This is a genomic window from Caulobacter sp. GW456-12-1-14-TSB4 (assembly GCF_059424195.1).
In genome coordinates this window covers 23,378-43,809 of the sequence record NZ_JBWKZF010000035.1, presented here as the reverse complement: position 1 = coordinate 43,809, position 20,432 = coordinate 23,378, and the positions used below count along the sequence as shown (strand labels likewise).

Below are 20,432 nucleotides of genomic sequence, written 5' to 3'. Positions count from 1 at the left end.
GTGCCCCCCCCCCCCCCCCCCCCCCCCCCCCCCCCCCCCCCCCCCCCCCCGGCTCGGCATAGGCCGGCGATGCCCCCTCAGTCGGCTTCGCCGACAGCTCCCCCAGTGGGGGAGCATCTATAGGCCTCCCGCCTAGTCTCGCAGCGGCCTCAGCCGGTTCACGTGCCCCATCTTCCGTCCCGGCCGGGCTTCGCCCTTGCCGTAGAGGTGGACGCGGGTCTCCGGCTCGGCCGCCAGCTTGCGCCAAGCGTCGACATCCGCGCCCAGCAGGTTGGTCATCTCGACGTGATGGTGCGGCGCCGTCGGCCCCAGCGGCCAGCCGGCGACGGCGCGGATGTGCTGCTCGAACTGGTCGACCTCGCAGCCGTCCTGGGTCCAGTGGCCGGTGTTGTGGACGCGCGGGGCGAACTCGTTGACCAGCAGCTTGCCGCCGGCCAGCTCGAACAGCTCCACCCCGATCACGCCGACATAGTCGAGCGCGGTCAGGATCTTGATGGCGATGGTCTCGGCCTGATCGCGGGTGGCGGTCGTGACCTTGGCGGGGGCGACGGTGCGCTTGAGCACGCCGCCCTCGTGGTGGTTCTCCGACAGCGGGTAGCAGGCGATCTCGCCGTCGCGGCTGCGGGCGGCGATCACCGACAGCTCGCGGCCGAAGTCGGCGGGCGCTTCCAGGATGGCGGCGCGGCGGCCGATCTTCTCGAACGAGGCCTCGGCGTCGGACGCCTTCTGGATCCAGGCCTGGCCCTTGCCGTCATAGCCCTCGCGGCGGGTCTTCAGCAGCGACGGGGCGCCGATCTTGGCGACGGCGGCGGCCAGGCTCTCGCTGTCCTGGACGGGGGCGAAGGCCACGGTCGGCACGCCGATCTCGGCCAGGAAGCTCTTCTCGACGACGCGGTCCTGGGCGGCGGCCAGGGCCTTGGCGCCGGGCGAGACGACCGCACCGAGCGAGGCAAGTTCCGACACCGTGTCGGCCGGGACGTTCTCGAACTCGTAGGTGACGACGTCGCAGGCCTCGGCCAGGCGCTTCAGGGCCCAGCGGTCGTCATAGGCGGCGACGATCTGGCGAGCGGCGACGCGGCCGGCCGGGGAGTTCTCCTCGGGGTCCTGGATCACCACGTCGAAGCCCAGGCGCGCGGCGGCCTGGGCCAGCATACGGCCCAGCTGCCCCCCGCCGAGGATGCCGATGGTCGAACCGGGGACGAGGGGCCAAGAAACGGAGGAAGGTTCGGCCATGTGTCCTTAATCCTCGACGCTCTCGGCGACGCTGTCGGTCTGGGCGGCGCGGAAGGCCGACAGGCGCTGGTTCAGGGCCGGGTCCGACAGGGCCAGGATCTGGGCGGCCAGCAGGCCGGCGTTCTTGGCCCCGGCCTCGCCGATCGCCAGGGTGGCGACGGGGATGCCGCCCGGCATCTGGACGATGGAGAGCAGGCTATCGAGGCCGCTCAGCGCCTTGGACTGCACCGGCACGCCCAGCACCGGCAGGTTGGTCATCGAGGCCGCCATGCCCGGCAGGTGCGCCGCGCCGCCGGCCCCGGCGATGATCACCTTGTAGCCGGCCTTCTCGGCGCCCGTGGCGAACTCGAACAGGCGCTGCGGGGTGCGGTGGGCCGAGACGACCTTGGCCTCGTAGGCCACGCCCAGGGCGTCCAGCGCGTCGGCCGCGCCCTTCATGGTCGGCCAATCCGAGCGGCTGCCCATGATGATGGCGACGGGCGGCGTGGTCGAAGTCATCGGCGTCGTCTCTTTTCGGCGAGCGTCGGAAAGCCGCCCCGTATGCGCGTCCGCCCGCTGCGGCAAGCCCAAAACGACACAAAACGTTCCGTGGTCGCCTTTAGGCTGGGCGCGTGATCGTCGGCCTGCGGCTTATCGGCGCCCCCGATTGCGTCGAACGGCGTTCCCGTTAACCTTACTGCTAGCTGTGCCATAACGATTCCCAGTGACCTCATGAAGATCTCCGGCGCCCGGACCGAACCTTTCGCCGCCATCCGCAAGCGCGCCCTGGCCAGGGCTGGCGCCCAGGTCGTGGCGCGTGAAGTCGCCGCGCCCGACAGCGCCGCCTTCCTGGGCCTGACCGAAGCCGACATGACCCCTCAGGTCGTGGAAGCCCTGCAGACCCTGATGACCGAGATCGACGACCTGCGGAACGAGGTCGCCATGCTGAAGCTGCGCCTGAACGAGGCGCAGGGCCTGGCCGACATGGACGCCCTGACCCCGGTGCTGAACCGCCGCGCCTTCCTGCGCGAGACCAAGCGCGTCTCGGCCTTCGCCCAGCGCTATGGCTCGTCGGCCAGCCTGGTGTTCTTCGACCTCGACAACTTCAAGAGCGTGAACGACCGCTTCGGCCACGCCGCCGGCGACGAGGCGCTGAAGGCCGTGGCCAAGCGCCTGCTGGCCAATGTCCGCGAGAGCGACCTGGTCGGCCGCATGGGCGGCGACGAGTTCGCCGTGCTGCTGGCCCAGGCCGACAAGGAAACCGCCCTGGCCAAGGCCCAGACCCTGGCTGACGCGATCCGCTCTCAGCCGGTCGAGTTCGGCGAGTGGTCGGCCCCGCTGCACATCTCCTACGGCGTGCGCGAGATCGAGCCCGGCGCCGATCCGGAAGTGGCCCTGGCCGAGGCCGACGCGGCCATGTTCGTCCGCAAGCGCAAGCAGGCCTGATCGCCCACCCGGCGACCGTATACACTTTCGGCTGCTCCGCCCCTGCCGACAACTCCGAGGAATGCGACCTTATCGCACGGCGACTGGAACCCGGTCGGTGCGGTAACACGTTCATGGTCTGTTAAGCATGACTGGGCGGGTTACATGCAGCGTATTCTGGTCGCCGAGGACGATCCGGTCCTCTCCTTGATCTACGAAATCACCCTCACGGAAGCAGGGTTCGACGTCCTGCTGTGCCGGGACGGCCAGGAAGCCTATGACGCCCTGGACGCGTTCAAGCCCGACCTCGTGATCACCGACCACTCGATGCCGCGCATGAGCGGCGGCGAGCTGGTCAGCGCCGTGCGCAAGGCGCGCCCCGGCGCCGTGACCCTGATGGCCTCGGCCGTCGACGCCCGCCTGCTGAAGGACGACCAGCACGCCGACGCGCGGCTGGAAAAGCCGATCACCCCCGGCCGCCTGCTGCAGACCGTCCGCGACCTGGAAGCCACCCAGATCGCCGCGTGACGAAACTTTAAGCTGACCGGCTCCCGGCGACGCCCCTAGGGTCGCGCAACTGGGGGACGTCGCTTGATCACCAAAGCCTTGCTGGGCGGCGCTGTCGCCGCCCTTTCCGCCGCGCAGGCCCTGGCCGCGACGCCGCCAACGGACCGCTACCGCCTCGCGCCGGTCCTCGAGAACGGCAAGGTCACGGCCCTGTCGGTGACGATCACCCTGCCCGCCGACGCCGATGGTCAGACCCAGCTGCGCGTGCCCCAGGACTGGGGCGGCGGCGAGAAGCTCTGGCGCTTCATCAAGGACCCCGTGGTCACCGGCGGGACCCTGTCGAGCGCCGACGACAAGACCTGGACCATCACCTCCAAGCCCCGCGCGCCCCTGACGGTCCGCTACCGCGTGGTCAGCGCCTATGCCGGTGAGCCGCCGGTCGACAGCGTCACCTACGGCCAGCCGATCGTCGGGCCCGACGGCTTCTACGTCGTCGGGCACACGGTCTTCGCCACGCCCGAGGGTCGCGACGGCGACAAGGTGCGGTTCACCTGGGATCCGGCGGGTTCGGGCCTGGTCTTCGCCTCCGACCTGGATACGCTGAGCCGCAAGGCCGGGACGCTCGACGCGATCAGCGACAGCGTCGCCATCGCCTACAAGGATCTCACCATCCTGGAGCGCGACGCCGGCGGCGCCCCGCTGCGCCTGGCCACGCACGGCAAGTTCGACTTCACCGACGCGGCCTTCGCCGACATGGCCGCTGGCGCGATCGGGGCCAGCCGCGCCTTCTGGGGCGACGGCAAGGAGCCCTTCCTGGTCACCCTGGCCGACCAGAGCGCCCCGTCCGGCTGGACCTCCTATCGCGGCACCGGCCTGGGCGACGCCTTCGCGGTGATCTCGACCCGCAACGTCCCGCTCGACGACTACAGGCTGTTCCTGGCCCACGAGTATTTCCACAGCTGGAACTCGAACCGCATAGGCGGGCTCAAGGACGGGCCGGAGGAGCCGCTGGGCTACTGGGTCAGCGAGGGCTTCACCGACTACTATGCGCGCCGGCTGTCGCTGCGTTCGGGCTTCGTGAGCCTGGAAACCTTCGTCGCCGCCTGGAACACGGCCCTCGAGGCCTACGGGACCTCCCCCGCCAAGGCCCTGCCGAACGCCGCCATCGCCGAGCGCTTCTGGGGCGACAAGGCCGTTCACAAGCTGCCCTATCTGCGCGGTTCCCTGGTGGCGCTGCTGCTGGAGGACCGGCTGAAGCCGAAAGGCGGTCTGGATTCGGTGATGCTGGCCATGCGCGACTACGCCAAGGGCCGCGACGCCGCCGAGTGGGACCATATGGCGGCCAACCTGTTGCCGCGCATCGTCAAGGCCCGCACCGGGATCGACCTGACGCCGGAGATCGACCGCTGGATCGTCAAGGGCGAGCCGATCGTCCTGTCGCCCGACGCCTTCGGCGGCTGCCTGACGGTGGAGGCGGTCGCCAAACCGGCCTACGACCTGGGCTTCGACAGTGACGCCAGCGCCAAGGGCGGCGTGATCACCGGCGTGAAGACCGACGGGCCCGCCTATGCGGCCGGCCTGCGCGACGGCATGAAGCGGCTGGGCCGCCAGGGCGGCAAGGTCGGGGACAGTTCGGTGGAGGTCGCCTACCTCGTCGAGGACGCAGGCGCGCGCCGCACGATCCGCTTCAAGCCTGAGGGCAAGGCGATGCTGAACTTCCAGCAGGTCGTCATGCCCAAGGACCTCACGCCCGAGGCTCGCGCGGCGTGCGCGAAGGCGGTCGCCGGCTAGGCCCAGAAATCAGGCGATGATGTCCGGGGTCAGCTGGTCTTCCAGGCGGCCGATCTCGTCCTTCAGCAGCAGCTTCTTCCGCTTCAGGCGGGCGATCTGCAGCATGTCGGGCTGATAGCGCTCTTCCAGGGCCTGGATGGAGTCGTCGAGGTCCTTGTGGTCCTCGCGCAGGTCGGCGAGGCGACGTTCGATCGCGATGTCGGTATCTTCCGACGGATCATCGTCGTTCATGGACATAATCTCAGGTGGGCCCCACTCAGGAGATAGATAGCAAAGGCTGACGACCGGTAAAGGCGCTCAGCCCGTTGTCTTTTCAAGCGCCACCGCGAGCTTTTCCAAGGCCGCGCGACGAGGCGGGTCTCCGGAAGCCGCCGCGGCGGCCGCCAAGCCGTCCAGCACCGTCATCGGCGCGCCCGGCGGACCGCTCAGCGCTTCCAGGCTTTCCATCAGCACCCGCTCGCCCTTCAGCTCGACGCCCTTCACCGCGTCGCGCAGGGCTTCCTTGGCAATGTCGTCGATCGGAGGACGCGGCGACTTCAGCGCCCGACGCACGCCGCGCAGGGGCGCGCCGATCTCGACGTCCCAGGAACGCATCATCCTGGCGGCGTCCGTGAGGTCGGCGGAGCGCCCCTCCTGCGCCATCCAGGCGGCCCACAGCAGCCAGGGCACGTTCTGGCCATGGGCGTCCTGCAAGGACAGGCAGGCCTCCGCGACAGGTTGACGCGCATAGGCCTTCAGAGCCCAGTCCCAGAACCGCATCGGCGTTAACCTTCGGACTTGCCGGAGATCGTCGCCAAGTCCTCGCCCCAGCGCTTCACGGGCCGCCAGGAGAGGTCGAACAGGTCCAGCGCCCGGCCCACCGACTGGTCCACCATCTCGGCGATCGTGGCGGGCTTGGCGTAGAAGGCCGGCAGCGGCGGGGCGATCACCGCGCCCATCTCGGCCAGCTTGGTCATGGTCCGCAAGTGGCCCAGGTGCAGCGGCGTCTCGCGCACCAGCAGCACCAGCGGACGGCGCTCCTTCAGGGTGACATCGGCCGCCCGGGTCAGAAGCGAAGCCGTTACGCCGGTGGCGATTTCGCTCATCGTCCGCACCGAACACGGCGCGATGACCATGCCCAGGGTCCGGAACGAGCCCGAGGCGATGGCCGCCCCAATGTCGCTCACGCGATGGACAACATCCGCCCGTTCGTTGAGCTCGGCCAGCGACTGGCCGGTCTCCTGCTGCAGCGTCAGCACGGCCGACTTGGAGACCACGAGGTGGCTTTCGACACCCAGCTCACGGCACGCATCCAGCGTCCGGATGCCGTAGACCACGCCGGAAGCGCCCGAAATCCCGACCACAAGCTTGGGTTTATCGGCGGTTTTCGGAGCATCGGTCATGGTAAATTTTCGTCCGCCTTGGGAGTAGATTTGGCCACGTCAAGCGCCGCCGCTTGCAATCATATGTGATCTGACAGCGCCGCGCAGCGGGTGTTCACTTTCTTCTCCAACAGCAATGGAGCCGAGAGCCATGGCCATCGAATCCCGTATCCGCGAGCTTGGGTCCCGTCACGAGAACCTTGACCGCAAGATCCAGGAGGAGACCAATCGACCCGGTAGCGACGCCGCGATGCTCATGGAGCTCAAGCGGCAGAAGCTCAGGCTGAAGGAGGAGATCGAGGGCCTTAGGGCGCGACTTCACTAGCTGCTGAGAGGCAGCCGAAAAACACGAGGCCCCGCTCCGGCAAGGAGCGGGGCCTCTGCTTTTCTAGGCTGGGGAACCGAGGATTAGTCCTCGTCTTCCTCGTCCACATAGCCCGACGATTGGCCGAACACGTCCTCGGCTTTGATCTCGCCGCGCTTGGCGCGGAAGTCTTCTTCCTCTTCCTCGACCTCGGGCTCGAACTGGCCGGCCTCCGAGGCGGGACGCAGGGTCGGGTCTTCCGGCAGGATGCCCTTTTTCAGATCGTCCTTGGCCTTCTTCTCGGCCGCCTTCTTGACCAAGGCGTCCAGCTCCAGCTGGCCCACCAGGCCCAGGGTCACCGGGTCGATCGGCTTGATGTTGGCGGCGTTCCAGTGGGTGCGGGCGCGGACCTGCTCGATCGTGGCCTTGGTGGTGCCCAGGAGCTTGGAGATCTGAGCGTCGGTCACTTCCGGGTGATGACGCAGGAACCAGGCGATGGCGTCCGGACGGTCCTGACGACGCGACACCGGCGTATAGCGCGGGGCCTTCTTCTGCGGCTTCAGCAGTTCGGCGTGACGACTGACCTGGGCCTTCATGCGGTAGTCGGGATTGCCCTGGGCCTTGTCCAGCTCCTCGCGGGTCAGCTGGCCGTTGCCGATCGGGTCGGCGCCGCGGATGTCGCGCGCCACTTCACCGTCGGCGATGCCGCGCACTTCCAGCGGGTGCAAGCCGCAGAAATCGGCGATCTGCTCGAAGCTCAGCGACGTGTTGTCCACCAACCAGACGGCGGTCGCCTTGGGCATCAGGATGTCGGACATGCGGTCCTCCAGAAATGACGGCGCCCGGCCTTTCGGCCGGGCGGGATGTTGATGAACGCTATAATCCGGTTCTCGCAAAAAGGGAACGGGGGACGAGCGGCTCTGGGCCTATTCTATTGAGCCGCCAGGGACTTGAGGACGATCCCGCCTGCAAGGCGCCAAGGCGCACGTGTCTTAAAAGCTCGCAATAGTTGTGATACCATGCGCCCTCCACTCGGGAGGGGGTTACGATGGCTTTCAAGAAAATCCTTTGGGTCGTGAACTACGACAAGCTCGCCGATTTCGTCGCCGACGCCGTCGCCGCCGGAGTGACCGGCGTGGCGATCCGCACGGACAACGATGTCGAGGCGGCGATCGCGGCGTTCCACGCCAGGAACATCAAGGTCTATGGCTGGCGCTGGCCGTCGGCCAAGGAAGACGCGGCGATGAAGGAGGCGGCCAAGGTCGTCAGCCTGTTCGGCAAAGGGCTGGACGGCTACTACGTCGATCCGGAGGGCGAGCCGGGCAAGCCCTATGACTGGGACCTGCCGGGCCTGGGCCCGCTGGCGACCAAGTTCAGCAAGGCCGTCACCGCGGCGGCCGGCGGCAAGCCCTACGGCGTCACCTCGCACTATCGCGGCAAGGCGCGGCATCCGAAACTGCCCTGGGCCGAGTTCTTCCAGCACGCGACCGTGCTGCTGCCTCAGGCCTATTGGCGGGTGGAAGCCGGCGTCGTCGGGCACGGGGATCCGGCCGACAACTACCGCCAGTCGATCAAGTTCTGGAAGGCCGCCGGCGGCAAGACGAACCTGATCGTCCCGATGGCCGGCGAGATCGCCTTCGCCAAGCCGGCCGAGATCAACGCCTACGCCGCCGAGGCGACCGCCAACGGCGTCTCCGAGCTGCACTTCTATACGGCCACGGAGACGGTCAAGCCGGCGGTGTGGTCGGCGATCGCCGCCCTCTAGGCCGTCTAGACCGTCAGGACCACCTTGCCCACGTGTTCCCCGGCCTCGAGGTGCGCGTGGGCCTTGGCGGCGTCGGCCAGGGGGAAGGTCGCGTCGATCAGCGGCTTCACCTGCCCCGCCTCGACCCACGGCCAGACCACGCGCTCGACCTCGGCGGCCAGGCGGGCCTTCTCGTCGGCCGAGCGGGGTCGCAGGGTCGAGCCGGTGATCACGGCGCGCTTCTGCATGATCTTCATCACCGGAACCTCCAGCACCGGCCCGCCCAGGCTGGCGATGTAGACGATGCGGCCGCCGGTCTTGAGGGCGTCGAGGTTCTTGTCGAAATAGCTGGCCCCGACCATGTCGAGCACCACATCGGCGCCGCCAGCGGCCTTGACGATCTCGGCGAAGTCCTCGGCCTTCGCATCGATGGCGATGTCGGCGCCCAGCTCGAGGGCCTTGGCCTTCTTGTCGGCGCCGCGTCCCGTAGCGATGACCTTCGCGCCGGCCGCCTTGGCCATGGCGATGGCGGTTGTTCCGATTCCGGACGTTCCACCATGAACCAGTAGAGTTTCCCCGGCCTTCAGCGCGCCATGCTCGAACACATTGGCGAAGACGGTGAAGACGGTCTCGGGCAGGGCCGCGGCGTGGACCAGATCCAGGCCCCGCGGGATCGGCAGGGCGTGGCGGGCGTCGACCACCGCGTACTCCGCGTAGCCGCCACCACCGAGCAAGGCGGTGACCTTGTCGCCGGCCTGCCAGCGGCCCGAACCGGTCACGACTTCACCGGCGACCTCCAGGCCCAAGGTCTCGGGCGAGCCGGGCGGCGGCGGGTAGAAACCCAGGCGCTGCAAGAGGTCCGGGCGGTTCACGCCCGCCGCGGCGACCTTGATCAGGATCTGTCCCGGACCGGGCTCAGGCCGCTGCGCCTCGACCGGTTTCAGCGCTTCGGCCGCGCCCTTGCCGCCTTCGATCGCGATCGCCGTCATCGTTCCGGCCATGCCCGGGCTTCCTCTCATGCTTGCCTTGGACCCTAGGTAGGCGTCAGATAGCTGACGGAAAAGGGAGAGAAGCCGATGTTCGAAGAGCCTGTCGAGCCTCGCGCCTTCAACGGACGCGCCTTGAACGAGACGACCCACGAGGACCTGGAGGTCTACGGCGTCTCGGAACTGGAAGAGCGGATCGCGGCCCTGCAGGCCGAAATCGAACGCACCAAGGCCCAGCTGACCAAGAAAAAGGCTGGCCGGGACGCGGCCAATGCGCTGTTTGGTCGCCTGGACTAAGGCTTATTTTAAGGTTTCGGTGAGGTTACTGGCGTCTTAAGCGGTCCTCCGCCTTCTGACGCTTCTTGTTCGGTCGATCGAAGGGGGTGGGTCGCAACGGGACGGCGAGTTGTGGCACGGGCATTGCAGTTCCGTGACTAAGCGAGACGTCCTCGCGGCCTTTCGAGGGGCATTGAGTAGCTATGACCGAAGTGAACGCGTTCGCGGACACGCCTTGGCGCGCTGGAGTGATCCAGGACTTCGCGCGATCGGAACTGTTCGACCGCACGTTCGAGGAAGGCATGCAGCTGGTCGAAGAGACCGCCGCCTATCTCGACGGAGCCGGCCGGCATGACAGCAAGGTCCTCTCCCGCAATGCCGCCCTGGGCTACGCCACCGAGAGCATGCGCCTGACCACCCGCCTGATGCAGGTGGCCTCGTGGCTGCTGGTGCAGCGCGCGGTGCGTGAAGGCGAGATGCCGCCGGAAGCGGCCTGCGCGGAGTCCTACCGCCTGGGCGAGGAAGCCGCCGGCGAAGCCCCGGCCGTCGAGGAACTGCCCTTCGGCCTGATCAACCTGCTGCAGCGCTCCGAGCGCCTGTACGAGCGCGTCCGCCACCTGGACCGCCGCATGTACGTGGAATCCCCGAACGAAGAGGCCCCGCGCCCGGTGCAGGCCCAGTTCGAGCGCCTGGCGGCGGCGTTCGGGGGCTAACTCGAAGCTGCTACCCCGCTGGGGGAGCTGTCGCGAAGCGACTGAGGGGGCCAGCTGGGCATAGGCCGCGCCGCCCCCTCCGGCCCTCCGGGCCACCTCCCCCAGCGGGGGAGGAGAAATCCCGACCTATTTCCCGTACCGCATCCGCGCCAGCGCGCCGACCATCTCGCTGGCCAAGTCCATCGGCTTCAGGCCCGCCTTCCATTTCTCGAAGGCCATGACGTTGTCGATGCGCGCGTCCAGGTGCGACAGCGCCGAGGCGCGGCCCGAGGCCATGTCGACGGCCAGGGTCGAGACGAGAATGCCCGAGAGGATGGCGCGCTTCGAATAGTGGTTCTCGTCGGTGGCGACATCACCGGCCCAGCGCCAGATCCCGTCGGCCGATTCCCAGGTCAGCCGCGAAGCCAGCGACAAGTTGGTCGGGAAGGCCAGGAAAGCGGCCAGCGGGCGCAGTACGTCGGCATGCTCCGAAGCCGCGTCGAGACGGGCGACGACGCCCTCGCGAATCCGCTGGCGAATCTTCAGGGCGGCCAGATCGAAGGTCGTAAGCTTGCGCAGCGCGACCGCGTCATGGCGTCGCGACAACAGGGCCGCCAGGTCTCGCGCGCCCTCGGGCAACAGCAGTTGGCCCTCGGCGTCGCTGAGGCCCGCGGCCGCCAGGGCGCGGCTGACGAGTCCCGCGTTCCAGCCCAGCTTGGGCGCGAGGCGCAGGGCCTCGTCCAGCACCCGTTGCTCGGCGTCGTCGGCCCACGACGATCCCGATTGACCCGAAGCTTGAGCGGAGGTGTGTGCCGTTTGCGTCATAAATCCGAGTCTACACCGAGGTTTAGGCCGCGTCGCGCATGGACAGCGGCCCTGCGCTCTGCTATCAGCCCCGCCTCATCGCCTGGGAGAACCCCTCTCAGGTTACCCGGTTTTGTTCGCCCGCCCGGCCCCTCAAGAGGGACTTGGGAATATTGGTCGGGCTGTCGAATGGAGAGATACCCCTGGTCCAGATTTTCGTCCGCGACAACAACGTCGATCAGGCGCTGAAGGCCCTGAAGAAGAAGATGCAACGCGAAGGCTCGTTCCGCGAAATGAAGCGGCACGTGCATTATGAAAAGCCGTCGGAAAAGCGCGCTCGCCAAAAGGCCGAAGCCGTCCGTCGCGCTCGCAAGCTGGCCCGCAAGCGCGCCCAGCGCGAAGGCCTGCTGCCGATGCCGAAGAAGCCGGCTGGTCGGTAAGACCAGACCTCTTCTTCGCTGAAGATTTCGAAAGCCGCGCGGCGATCCGCGCGGCTTTCGTCGTTTTGATGCTCCCCTTCTGGGGAAGCTGTCGGCAAAGCCGACTGAGGTGGCCATCACCGCCATCGCCGCGCCGCCCCCTCCGGCCCTCTGGGCCACCTCCCCCAGAGGGGGAGGACTACCCCGCCTGCCGCCGCACGATCAGCCCCACCAGCGTCCTCAGGTTCACCTTCCCCGTCGCCAGCGCCCCCACGTGGAAGGCGCGGGTCGAGAAGGCGATGATCGCCGCCGTGGTCACGATCATCAGCACGGTCGTACCGATCACCTGAGCCACCGGCGGGTCGCCGGCGATGCGCACGGGCATCAGGAACGGCGTGAACGGCGGGATCCAGGACAAGGCGCTGAGAATCGGCGCGTCGGGCGAGCGGATCGCCTGGCTCATGAAGACGACCGGGATGGTCATGACGATCATGATCGGCCCCAGCAGGGTCTGGGCGTCGCGCTGGCTCTCGCAGAAGGCCCCGATGCCGGCGAACAGCGCCGCGTACATCAGGTAGCCGCCGACCAGATAGGCCCCGAAGTAGAACACCAGCCCCTTGCTCAGCAGCACGGCCACCAGATCGCCGGCCAGCCCTGGAGCGAAATTGATCATCGCCAGCCAGCCGGCCATGGCCCAGATGGCCAGCACGGTCAGGGTCAGGCCTGCCACGCCCAGGATCTTGCCGCCCATGATCTCAGGGACGGACGCCGAAGACAGCAGCACCTCGAGGATCTTGGACGACTTCTCCTCGATCACGCTGTTGAGCAGGATGCTGGCCCCGGTCAGCACCATCGACCACAGCAGCATGCCGGCCGCGAAGCCGACGATGGTCGGCAGACGGTCGCGTAAAGACACCTTCTCGCCCGAGGCCGCCCGGGGCGACAGGCTGTTGAAGGCGGGCTTGAGGTCGTCGGCGGCTTTGAGGGTCTGGGCCGAGACGCCGGCGCGGGCCAGGGCCCGCTCGCGCATGATCACGCCCACGACCTGGCGCAGATCGCCCTCCAGCACCGGCGCGCCGAGGTTGCGGCTCCACAGGTCCATGACGATGGCCTCGTCGCGGCCGCTGAGGATCAGCACCGAATCGAGACGCTTGTCGGCCACCTCGCGCCGGGCGATCTGGCCGGCCTCGCGCGGCGTGGAGGCGGCCTGGGCGGCGATCGGAGCCGGCAGGATGACCATCTTGGCGTTGGGCGGCCTGAAGCGCGCGGCGGCGGTCGGGTTGACGCCGGACAGGGCCTCCAGCCCCGCCGCCTGGCCGCCCTTGGCCTGGGCCTTGCCGACGGCCTCCTGGGCCTTGGGACCGCCCGCGGACAGGGCGGCGGCGCGCAGGGCGCGGGCGTTGGCGCGACTCTGGTCCTCGACCATCGCCTTGGCCACGGCGGGACCCAGGTTCTGGCCGGTCAGATCGACGATCGCCAGCCGCTCGGGCTTGGCGGTCTTCATCATCATCAAGGGCGCGCCAGCGCTGATGATGATGACCAGCGGCAGGGCCACGATCGACAGCCAGAAGCCGACCGTGCGGACATAGGCCAGGTATTCCCGGCGGGCGATCTTCAGCAGACGGCTCATGCCTGGTCTCCCGTCAGGACGATGAAGGCGTCGTGCAGGCTGGGCTCCTTGAGCTCGAACCGTCGCAGGGCCAGGTCCCGCGCGAAGGCGGCCTTCAGGGCGTCCTGGCCCGTGCCGATCTCAGGCAATACCGCCACGTGCCGCCAGCCGCCGTCCGGCAGCGGCTCGGAGGTCACCGCCCCCAGGCCCGGCAGCGCCATGACCTGCTCGGCCGAGAGGTCGCCCTCCAGCACCAGCGCCCGGGGCGCGGCGCAGCGGGCCGTGGCGACGTCGCCGTCGAACACCTTACGACCGCGCGCCATCAGTACGACCTTGTCGCACAGGCGCTCGGCGTGCTGCATCACGTGGGTCGAGAACAGCACCGTGGCGCCCCGCGCGGCGATCTCGCGGATCATCGCTTCCAGGGCCTGCTGGTTGACGGGATCGAGGCCCGAGAACGGCTCGTCCAGCACCACCAGTTCGGGCTCATGCGCCAGGGCCGAGATCAGCTGGACCTTCTGGGCCATGCCCTTGGAGAGGTCCTTGATCGGGCGCCTGGCGGCGAAGCCCAGGCCTTGGGCCTCCAGCATCGCCTTGGCCCGCTTGCGGCCCTCGGCCTCCGGCACGCCCTTCAGCCCCGCGAAGAAGGCGATGGCGTCGATCGGGGTCATGCGCTTGTAGAGGCCGCGCTCCTCGGGGAGGAAGCCGATCCGCTCGTGGACCTTTGTGGCGTCGGCCGCGCCCAGCACGGTGATCCGCCCCGCCGTCGGCGGCAGCAGGCCCAGGATCATGCGGAGGGTCGAGGTCTTGCCCGCGCCGTTGGGACCGAGGAACCCGGTGATCCGGCCGGCGGGGACCTCGAAGCTGACGTCCCGGACGGCGTGGAAGTCGTCGTAGGTCTTGCTGACGCCCTCCAGGCTGACGGCGCTGACCATGGACCCCTCCCGAATCGACCTCCTGAAAGTTGTATCAGCCCTTTTTGTAGGCGTCGGCCACGAAGGCCACGGCCCGGACGATGTGGTCGGCGAAGCGCCGGCCGATCAGCAGGGTGTGGGTGGCGGCCTCGACATGGTCCACCAGGCCGTGCTGCGAGCGGCGAGCGGGGGCCGCCTGCATTTCCTTGCGGTCCTCTCGACCGGCGACGGGACCGGCGGTAACGACGGCGACCGGCCACTTGGGATCGAAGTTGGGCTGCTGGGCGGCCTGGTCGGAGGCCTGTTTCCACAGCCCGACCTCCTCGGCCGAAACGCGGTTGTGACGGCCATTGGCGAAGGCCCAGCCCTTCTCGGCCTTGGCGGCCGGCGGCAGGTCGATCTTGTCGCCCAGGCGCGTGTGAGCCAGCGGCTTGTAGAGACCCAGCGACGCCCCGCGCGCCGCCCACTTCGAAGCCGAGGCGAAGGCGTTGATGAAGCCCTGCATCTGCGGATTGGCGGCGGCTTCCGGCGTGGCGGCGTCCACCAGCACGATGCCGGCGATCTTGTCGGGGTTGCGGCCGGCATATTCGCGCAGGCGCAGGCCGGCCATCGAGTGGCCCACGAGAATGTAGGGGCCCGGTTCGCCCGAAGCGGCGACCAGCTTCTCGAAGTCGGTGACGATGGCGATCCCGTCGCGCGGGCTGGGCCCCTTGGGCGAGAAGCCCATGCCGGCGCGGTCATAGGCGCACGAGCGCCAACCGGCGGCCGTGAGGGCCTCTTGCGTCGCGCCCCAGTCGGCGGCGAAGCCGAAGGCTCCAGCCTCCAGCCAGACCACCGGGCGGTCGCTCTTGGGGCCTTCGCAGACCAGCCGCAGCTTCCGCCCCGGCTCGATCTCGATCATCTGACCGCGCGGCTTGGGCGCCCCTGAGGCGCTCATCAGCCCGCCGACGGCGATATAGGACAAAAGCAGGAGCGCGAAGCCCGCGACGCCACGGCCGAGAAACTGGATCATGGCCTTCAATGTAGTAGCGCTTTGTGACGCGTCGAGAACGCGATGCTCTCTGAGCTGACTTTTATCCCGCGACGCTGGGAATCGAGCCGCCGACCACCGGGATCGTGGCGCGCACGCGGCCGCCCTTCACGCGGGTGACGACGATGCCGTTGCTCGCCTTGCCGCCCTTGGTCACACCGGGCGGCCATTTGGAGACGGTCGCCAAACGCACCTTCTTCGACACCCGACCCGCGGCCTTCAAGGGCAGGTCGTTCGCCTCGGCGAAGCTGCGGCCCAGGAAGAAGCTGGGGTTCAGGGCCTTGTCGCCGTTGCGGATCTCGAAATGCAGGTGCGAGCCGGTCGAGCGGCCCGAATTGCCGACATAGGCCACGGTCTGGCCGCGCCGCAGATAGGCGCCGCGCTTGACGCCCTTCGCCGGCCCGGCGAGGTGAGCGTACATCGTGGTCAGCCCGCCCTTGTGCATCACCTGCACATAGCGGCCGTAGGTGGGCGACAGGCCCGTGGCCTTGACCACGCCGTCGGCGGCGACCTTGACCGCCGCGCCGCTGGGGGCGGCGATGTCGACGCCCTGGTGAAGGCGGCCGTTCTCTTCCCATGGCAGCTGGCGCATGCCGAATGGCGAGTCGATCACCCGGCCGGGCAGCGGCGCGTCGAACTGATAGGCCGGCGGCGGCGGGGCGGGCTCGGCCTCGTCTTCGACGGTCGGCTCGATCGGGACAATGGCGGGGGTCGGACTGGAGACGGGGGCCGCATCGGCCACCCATTCGCCCAACGCCACGGCGCCGTTCAGCGCGCCCGCCATGGCCGCGACACCCAGCATGGTGAAGAACGCGACGCGCAGGTGCGGAGACTGAACAGCCAGGCTCTTGGGGATCAAACCGCTTTCCTCTCGGACATTCGGCCAGGGAGAGGACCGCGCCTCGACGGTCTAGCTCTCATACTTGGCTTTCAAGATGGTGAATGGGGCGGGTGTATGAATGTCGCATGGGGCGGAAAGAGGGCGCAGCTTAACCATGCGTTAACCGTAAGGCCAAGCTCGCATCAGCAGCCGATCAACAGGCGTCATGAAGTTGTCAAATATTACGGAAACTTCATTACATTAAACGCCCGTCATTTCTTTAATTACACGTCATGAATGAGACGTAACGGGACTTGGCGAACTCTCGGGAATACACAGTATTCATCGGCGCAGGGAATAGCGCCCAGCCAGAGGGATACTTCAAATGCGCAAGTTCATCATGAGCCTGACCACCGTCGCCAGCCTGAGCCTCGCCGCCGTACCGGTGCTGGGCCTCACCCAAGCCGCCAACGCCGCCGAGATCACCGCTCGCGTGCCCTACGGCGACCTGAACCTGGCCAGCCCCAGCCAAGCCAAGATCTTCAAGGCCCGCGTCGAGACGGCCGGCCAAGACCTGTGCCGCGCCAAGGCTTCCAGCAGCGAAGGTCTGAACACCACGATCGGCGCCTGCGTCGCCGAAGTCCGCCGCGAAGTCAGCCGCCAACTGCCGGCCGAGCAGCACCGCAACCTGGCCATCGCCGCCCAGACCCAAGAATACGCCGCGAAGTGATCATCAGTCCCGCTTACCCAAAACACTCCCCCACACCCCGCGACAGAGGCCTCAGGTAGAACCTGGGGCCTTTGTTCTGCGTGGGCTGCAGGTCAAGAAAAGCTAACTCATAGATTGAGTATGAATTTGGAGCACGCGCGTGCCGATCATCTCGATCTTCCTGGGTATCGTCATCCGCATCAATTTCGCGGACCACAACCCGCCCCATATCCACGCCGACTATGGCGATCACCGCGCCATCTTCGACATCGCGACAGGCCAACGGATGGCCGGACAGCTCCCGCGCCGCCAAACGCGCTATGTGGTAGAGTGGATCGTGAAGAACCGCCCCGCACTGATGCGGAACTGGGATTTGGCCGTCGCGAAGCTGCCGACATTCAAAATCGAAGGGCTCACCGATGAATAAGCTCAAAATGGTCAGTGCGGTCCGGGTCAAGGCGCTGGAAGGCTGTCGCCTGGAGATCGACTTCGATGACCAGATGACGGGTGTCCTCGACCTCAGCGACTTCGTCAGTACCGGGGTCGTGACCGAGCCCCTTCGCGATCCCGCCTTCTTCGCCCGCGTCTTCATCGAGATGGGCATTCCGACCTGGCCGAACGGCTGCGATATCGACGCGATCAATGCTCACATGACGCTGGAAGCAGCCGGCCTGCTGAAGAAGATCGACGCCGCCGCCTGATCGCGGATAGCGCGCACGAAAAAGGCCCCGGCGTCGCTGCCGGGGCCTTCGTCGTTCTGGCGATGAAGGAAAGCCCTAGAGCCCCTTCACGATGCCTTCGACCATCTTCTTGGCGTCGCCGAACAGCATCATCGTGTTGTCGCGGAAGAACAGTTCGTTCTCGACGCCGGCATAGCCCGAGGCCATGCCGCGCTTGATGAAGAGGACCGTGCGGGCCTTTTCGACGTCCAGGATCGGCATGCCGTAGATGGCGCTGGTCGGGTCGGTCTTGGCGGCCGGGTTGGTGACGTCGTTGGCGCCGATCACGAAGGCCACGTCGGCCGTCGAGAACTCGCTGTTGATGTCCTCCAGCTCGAAGACCTCGTCATAGGGGACATTGGCTTCGGCCAGCAGCACGTTCATGTGGCCCGGCATCCGGCCCGCGACGGGGTGGATGGCGTACTTCACCTCGACGCCCTCTTCCTTCAGCTTGTCGCACATCTCGCGAAGGATGTGCTGGGCCTGGGAGACGGCCATGCCGTAGCCGGGGACGATGATGACCTTGGACGCGTTCTTCATGATGAAGGCCGCGTCGTCGGCCGAGCCTTGCTTGACCGGACGGCTCTCGACCTTGCCGCCGGGGCCCGCCACGGCGTCGGCCGCGCCGAAGCCGCCCAGGATCACCGAGACGAACGAGCGGTTCATCGCCTTGCACATGATGTACGAGAGGATGGCGCCCGACGAACCGACCAGGGCGCCGGTGATGATCAGGGTGGTGTTCTCGAGCGTGAAGCCCAGGGCCGCCGCCGCCCAGCCGGAATAGCTGTTCAGCATCGACACCACGACGGGCATGTCCGCGCCGCCGATCGGGATGATCAGGGTGACGCCGACCAGCAGGGCCAGGGCGAAGATGCCCCAGAAAGCCCAGATGGCCTGGCCGCCGCTCATCACCAGAACCACGACCAGGGCCACGATGCCCAGGGCGATGACGATGTTCAGCAGGTGACGGGCCGGCAGCAGGATCGGCGCGCCGCCCATGTTGCCGTTCAGCTTGGCGAAGGCGATGACCGAGCCGGTGAAGGTGATGGCGCCGATGGCCAGGCCCAGCGACAGCTCGATCAGGCTGTTGAGGTGGATATGGCCGTTGTCGCCCACGATGCCGTAGGCGGCGGGCGTGTAGATGGCGGCCACGGCCACCAGACAGGCGGCCATGCCGACCAGCGAGTGGAAGGCGGCGACCAGCTGCGGCATCGAGGTCATGGCGACCTTGCGGGCGATGATCGCGCCCACGGCGCCCCCGACGGCGACGCCGCCCAGGATCAGGCCCAGGGTCACGACGTCCAGCGCGCCCTGGCTCCACAGGGTGGCCAGGGTGGTGCCGACGGCGATGGCCATGCCGATCATGCCGTTACGGTTGCCCGTCTGGCTGGTCACGGGACTGGAGAGGCCACGCAGCGCGAGGATGAACAGCACCCCCGAGACGATGTAGAGGATGGCGGCGAGATTGGCGTTCATGATGTGATTTCCCCCTGCTCTCGTCCGCTCACTTCTTCTCTTTCTTCTTGTACATCGCCAGCATTCGCTGGGTGACCAAGAAGCCGCCGAAGATGTTGACCGCCGCGAAGGCCGCGGCGATCGCGCCGGCCCCCTTGGAGATCCAGGTCGAGCCGGCGACCGCGCCGCCGGCCAGGTCGCTATTGGCGCCGTGGGCCGCGGCGGCCAGCAGGGCGCCGACGATGATCACCGACGAGATGGCGTTGGTGACGGCCATCAGCGGCGTGTGCAGCGCGGGCGTCACGCTCCAGACGACGTAGTAGCCCACGAAGATGGCGAGCACGAAGATCGCCAGACGGAACACGGTGGGGTCGACGGCTTCCATGGGAGCCTCCCTTCTGTTGCTGTGCGCTTAGGCGGTCTTCAGGTTCGGATGGACGATCGCGCCGCCACGGGTGACGACGGCGGCCTGCAGGATCTCGTCCTCGAAGTTGGGGGCGAACTCGCCCTCCTTCGTCGTGAACAGGGTCGCCAGCGCCACCAGGTTGCGCGAATAGAGCGCGCTAGCGTCGGCGGCGATGCGGCCCGGCAGGTTGGCGTGACCGAGGATCTTGGCGCCATTGGCGGTGATCACGACCTCGTTCAGCTTGGCGCCTTCCACGTTGCCGCCCTGCTCGATGGCCAGGTCGACCAGGATCGAGCCCGGCTTCATCGACGCCACCTGGGCGGCGCTGACCAGCTTCGGCGCCGCGCGGCCCGGGATCAGGGCCGTGGTGATGACGATGTCCTGCTTGGCGATGTGCGAGGAGACCAGTTCGGCCTGCTTGGCCTGGTATTCCTTGGACATCTCCTTGGCGTAGCCGCCGGCGGTCTGGGCGTTCTTGAACTCTTCGTCCTCGACGGCCAGGAACTTGGCGCCCAAGCTTTCGACCTGCTCCTTGGTGGCCGGACGCACGTCGGTGGCGGTGACCACCGCGCCCAGGCGGCGGGCCGTGGCGATGGCCTGCAGGCCGGCGACGCCGACGCCCATGATGAACACCTTGGCCGCGGCGACGGTGCCGGCGGCGGTCATCATCATCGGCAGGGCCTTGCCATAGGCCTCGGCGCCCTCGATCACGGCGCGATAGCCGGCGAGATTGGCCTGGCTGGACAGCATGTCCATCACCTGCGCGCGGGTGATGCGCGGGATGAATTCCATGGCGATCGCGGTCGCGCCGGCCTTGGCCAGGGCGTCCAGCGTTTCCTTGTCCTGATAGGGATTGAGGGCGGCGGCGACGATGGCCCCGCTCTTCAGGGCCGCGATCTCGGCCGCTTCGGGCGCGCGCACCTTGAACAGGACGTCGGCGTCCTTCAGGGCGTCCTTGGCCGTCTTGGCGATCTTGGCGCCGGCCGCCTCGTAGTCGGCGTCCGGATAGGACGCGGCCGTCCCCGCCCCCGCCTGCACAACCACCGAGAAGCCGGCGGCGCCGAGCTTCTTGACGGTTTCAGGCGTGGCCGCGACCCGCGTCTCGTTCGCGCGGGTCTCTTTCGTGACGGCGATAACGGCCATCGGCATACCCCTCCCCAGAGCGCTGTTTGCTCAGCAGCATGGAGCGCTCTGTAGGGGATAGTCTTGCCTCTTGTCGAGGCAGAAGACGCAGTTCAGGGAGAAAATA

General features: G+C 67.8%; 26 protein-coding genes. 11 read left to right on the top strand and 15 right to left on the bottom strand.

All coding sequences use genetic code 11. The features are described 5' to 3' along the window. Positions 1-132: 132 nt before the first annotated feature. Entirely contained in the window at positions 133-1,233 is a 1,101-nt protein-coding gene (locus AC07YH_RS23475) for a 5-(carboxyamino)imidazole ribonucleotide synthase (protein WP_494749320.1), read from the bottom strand. A gap of 6 nt (positions 1,234-1,239) precedes the next feature. Next, a complete protein-coding gene (gene purE, locus AC07YH_RS23470; RefSeq protein ID WP_494749319.1) occupies positions 1,240-1,731 on the bottom strand; it encodes a 5-(carboxyamino)imidazole ribonucleotide mutase in 492 nt (163 codons plus the stop codon). 213 nt (positions 1,732-1,944) lie between these two features. Between purE and AC07YH_RS23465 the strand changes: the two genes are divergently transcribed. From AC07YH_RS23465 to AC07YH_RS23455, 3 genes are all read left to right on the top strand, one after another. Continuing rightward, complete coding sequence (locus tag AC07YH_RS23465; RefSeq protein WP_494749318.1) at positions 1,945-2,658, top strand: GGDEF domain-containing protein; 714 nt, start codon at positions 1,945-1,947, stop codon at positions 2,656-2,658. Positions 2,659-2,802: 144 nt separating this feature from the next. Then, positions 2,803-3,165, top strand: a complete 363-nt coding sequence (locus AC07YH_RS23460; protein WP_494749317.1) for a response regulator — start codon at positions 2,803-2,805, stop codon at positions 3,163-3,165. Positions 3,166-3,228: 63 nt separating this feature from the next. Then, a complete protein-coding gene (locus AC07YH_RS23455) occupies positions 3,229-4,935 on the top strand; it encodes a M61 family metallopeptidase (protein WP_494749316.1) in 1,707 nt (568 codons plus the stop codon). A 9-nt stretch (positions 4,936-4,944) separates the two neighbouring features. On the opposite strand, the gene AC07YH_RS23450 is transcribed toward AC07YH_RS23455, so the two are convergent. Genes AC07YH_RS23450 through AC07YH_RS23440 form a run of 3 tightly spaced genes read right to left on the bottom strand, consistent with a single transcriptional unit; the run spans position 4,945 to position 6,317 of the window. Then, positions 4,945-5,175 (bottom strand): YdcH family protein, encoded by a 231-nt coding sequence (locus tag AC07YH_RS23450; RefSeq protein ID WP_494749329.1) that lies wholly within the window; start codon positions 5,173-5,175, stop codon positions 4,945-4,947. A 57-nt stretch (positions 5,176-5,232) separates the two neighbouring features. Beyond that, positions 5,233-5,694 (bottom strand): TIGR02444 family protein, encoded by a 462-nt coding sequence (locus tag AC07YH_RS23445; RefSeq protein WP_494749315.1) that lies wholly within the window; start codon positions 5,692-5,694, stop codon positions 5,233-5,235. 5 nt (positions 5,695-5,699) lie between these two features. Continuing rightward, on the bottom strand, positions 5,700-6,317 hold the full coding sequence (locus AC07YH_RS23440; RefSeq protein ID WP_494749314.1) for a UbiX family flavin prenyltransferase: 618 nt from the start codon (positions 6,315-6,317) through the stop codon (positions 5,700-5,702). A gap of 130 nt (positions 6,318-6,447) precedes the next feature. On the opposite strand from AC07YH_RS23440, the gene AC07YH_RS23435 reads away from it, so the two are divergent. Then, positions 6,448-6,621: a YdcH family protein gene (locus AC07YH_RS23435; protein WP_494749313.1), complete on the top strand. Its 174-nt coding sequence runs from the start codon at positions 6,448-6,450 to the stop codon at positions 6,619-6,621. Between the two features lie 83 nt (positions 6,622-6,704). Here the strand turns inward: AC07YH_RS23435 and AC07YH_RS23430 are convergent, their stop codons facing one another. Then, positions 6,705-7,418, bottom strand: coding sequence for a DUF1013 domain-containing protein (locus AC07YH_RS23430; protein ID WP_494749312.1), 714 nt, complete (start codon positions 7,416-7,418; stop codon positions 6,705-6,707). Positions 7,419-7,648: 230 nt separating this feature from the next. Here AC07YH_RS23430 and AC07YH_RS23425 point away from each other — a divergent pair, with 230 nt between their 5' ends. Then, positions 7,649-8,365: a hypothetical protein gene (locus AC07YH_RS23425; RefSeq protein WP_494749311.1), complete on the top strand. Its 717-nt coding sequence runs from the start codon at positions 7,649-7,651 to the stop codon at positions 8,363-8,365. A gap of 5 nt (positions 8,366-8,370) precedes the next feature. Here the strand turns inward: AC07YH_RS23425 and AC07YH_RS23420 are convergent, their stop codons facing one another. Next, positions 8,371-9,345 carry an NAD(P)H-quinone oxidoreductase gene (locus AC07YH_RS23420; protein WP_494749310.1) on the bottom strand — a complete coding sequence of 325 codons (975 nt, stop codon included), beginning with the start codon at positions 9,343-9,345 and terminating at the stop codon, positions 8,371-8,373. A gap of 75 nt (positions 9,346-9,420) precedes the next feature. Between AC07YH_RS23420 and AC07YH_RS23415 the strand changes: the two genes are divergently transcribed. Then, the gene (locus AC07YH_RS23415) at positions 9,421-9,627 is read left to right on the top strand and encodes a DUF1192 domain-containing protein (protein WP_494749309.1); all 207 of its coding nucleotides are present in this window, start codon (positions 9,421-9,423) and stop codon (positions 9,625-9,627) included. A gap of 182 nt (positions 9,628-9,809) precedes the next feature. Next, positions 9,810-10,319, top strand: coding sequence for a protease adaptor protein RcdA (rcdA, locus tag AC07YH_RS23410; RefSeq protein ID WP_494749308.1), 510 nt, complete (start codon positions 9,810-9,812; stop codon positions 10,317-10,319). A gap of 126 nt (positions 10,320-10,445) precedes the next feature. Here the strand turns inward: rcdA and AC07YH_RS23405 are convergent, their stop codons facing one another. Then, positions 10,446-11,123: a COQ9 family protein gene (locus tag AC07YH_RS23405; RefSeq protein WP_494749307.1), complete on the bottom strand. Its 678-nt coding sequence runs from the start codon at positions 11,121-11,123 to the stop codon at positions 10,446-10,448. A gap of 182 nt (positions 11,124-11,305) precedes the next feature. On the opposite strand from AC07YH_RS23405, the gene rpsU reads away from it, so the two are divergent. Beyond that, positions 11,306-11,542, top strand: a complete 237-nt coding sequence (gene rpsU, locus AC07YH_RS23400) for a 30S ribosomal protein S21 (RefSeq protein ID WP_125159223.1) — start codon at positions 11,306-11,308, stop codon at positions 11,540-11,542. Positions 11,543-11,720: 178 nt separating this feature from the next. On the opposite strand, the gene AC07YH_RS23395 is transcribed toward rpsU, so the two are convergent. The 4 genes from AC07YH_RS23395 to AC07YH_RS23380 all read right to left on the bottom strand — a co-directional run bounded on the left by AC07YH_RS23395 (position 11,721) and on the right by AC07YH_RS23380 (position 15,933). Continuing rightward, positions 11,721-13,151, bottom strand: coding sequence for an ABC transporter permease (locus AC07YH_RS23395; protein ID WP_494749306.1), 1,431 nt, complete (start codon positions 13,149-13,151; stop codon positions 11,721-11,723). Next, positions 13,148-14,065 carry an ABC transporter ATP-binding protein gene (locus AC07YH_RS23390; RefSeq protein ID WP_494749305.1) on the bottom strand — a complete coding sequence of 306 codons (918 nt, stop codon included), beginning with the start codon at positions 14,063-14,065 and terminating at the stop codon, positions 13,148-13,150. The genes AC07YH_RS23395 and AC07YH_RS23390 overlap by 4 nt, the downstream gene beginning before the upstream one ends. Positions 14,066-14,099: 34 nt before the next feature. Further along, positions 14,100-15,056 carry an alpha/beta fold hydrolase gene (locus AC07YH_RS23385; RefSeq protein WP_494749304.1) on the bottom strand — a complete coding sequence of 319 codons (957 nt, stop codon included), beginning with the start codon at positions 15,054-15,056 and terminating at the stop codon, positions 14,100-14,102. Between the two features lie 61 nt (positions 15,057-15,117). After that, entirely contained in the window at positions 15,118-15,933 is an 816-nt protein-coding gene (locus AC07YH_RS23380; RefSeq protein ID WP_494749303.1) for a M23 family metallopeptidase, read from the bottom strand. 346 nt (positions 15,934-16,279) lie between these two features. Here AC07YH_RS23380 and AC07YH_RS23375 point away from each other — a divergent pair, with 346 nt between their 5' ends. From AC07YH_RS23375 to AC07YH_RS23365, 3 genes are all read left to right on the top strand, one after another. Continuing rightward, positions 16,280-16,624: a UrcA family protein gene (locus tag AC07YH_RS23375; RefSeq protein ID WP_494618736.1), complete on the top strand. Its 345-nt coding sequence runs from the start codon at positions 16,280-16,282 to the stop codon at positions 16,622-16,624. A gap of 139 nt (positions 16,625-16,763) precedes the next feature. After that, entirely contained in the window at positions 16,764-17,030 is a 267-nt protein-coding gene (locus tag AC07YH_RS23370; protein WP_494749302.1) for a DUF4160 domain-containing protein, read from the top strand. After that, complete coding sequence (locus tag AC07YH_RS23365) at positions 17,023-17,304, top strand: DUF2442 domain-containing protein (RefSeq protein WP_494618740.1); 282 nt, start codon at positions 17,023-17,025, stop codon at positions 17,302-17,304. Before AC07YH_RS23370 ends, AC07YH_RS23365 begins: the two co-directional genes overlap by 8 nt. Before the next feature lie 75 nt (positions 17,305-17,379). On the opposite strand, the gene AC07YH_RS23360 is transcribed toward AC07YH_RS23365, so the two are convergent. From AC07YH_RS23360 to AC07YH_RS23350, 3 genes are read right to left on the bottom strand one after another with little or no spacing between them, the layout of a single operon-like run. Next, complete coding sequence (locus AC07YH_RS23360) at positions 17,380-18,798, bottom strand: NAD(P)(+) transhydrogenase (Re/Si-specific) subunit beta (RefSeq protein WP_494749301.1); 1,419 nt, start codon at positions 18,796-18,798, stop codon at positions 17,380-17,382. A 28-nt stretch (positions 18,799-18,826) separates the two neighbouring features. After that, entirely contained in the window at positions 18,827-19,162 is a 336-nt protein-coding gene (locus AC07YH_RS23355) for a proton-translocating transhydrogenase family protein (protein WP_047403586.1), read from the bottom strand. A gap of 27 nt (positions 19,163-19,189) precedes the next feature. After that, positions 19,190-20,332, bottom strand: coding sequence for a Re/Si-specific NAD(P)(+) transhydrogenase subunit alpha (locus AC07YH_RS23350; protein WP_494749300.1), 1,143 nt, complete (start codon positions 20,330-20,332; stop codon positions 19,190-19,192). Positions 20,333-20,432 lie beyond the last annotated feature (100 nt).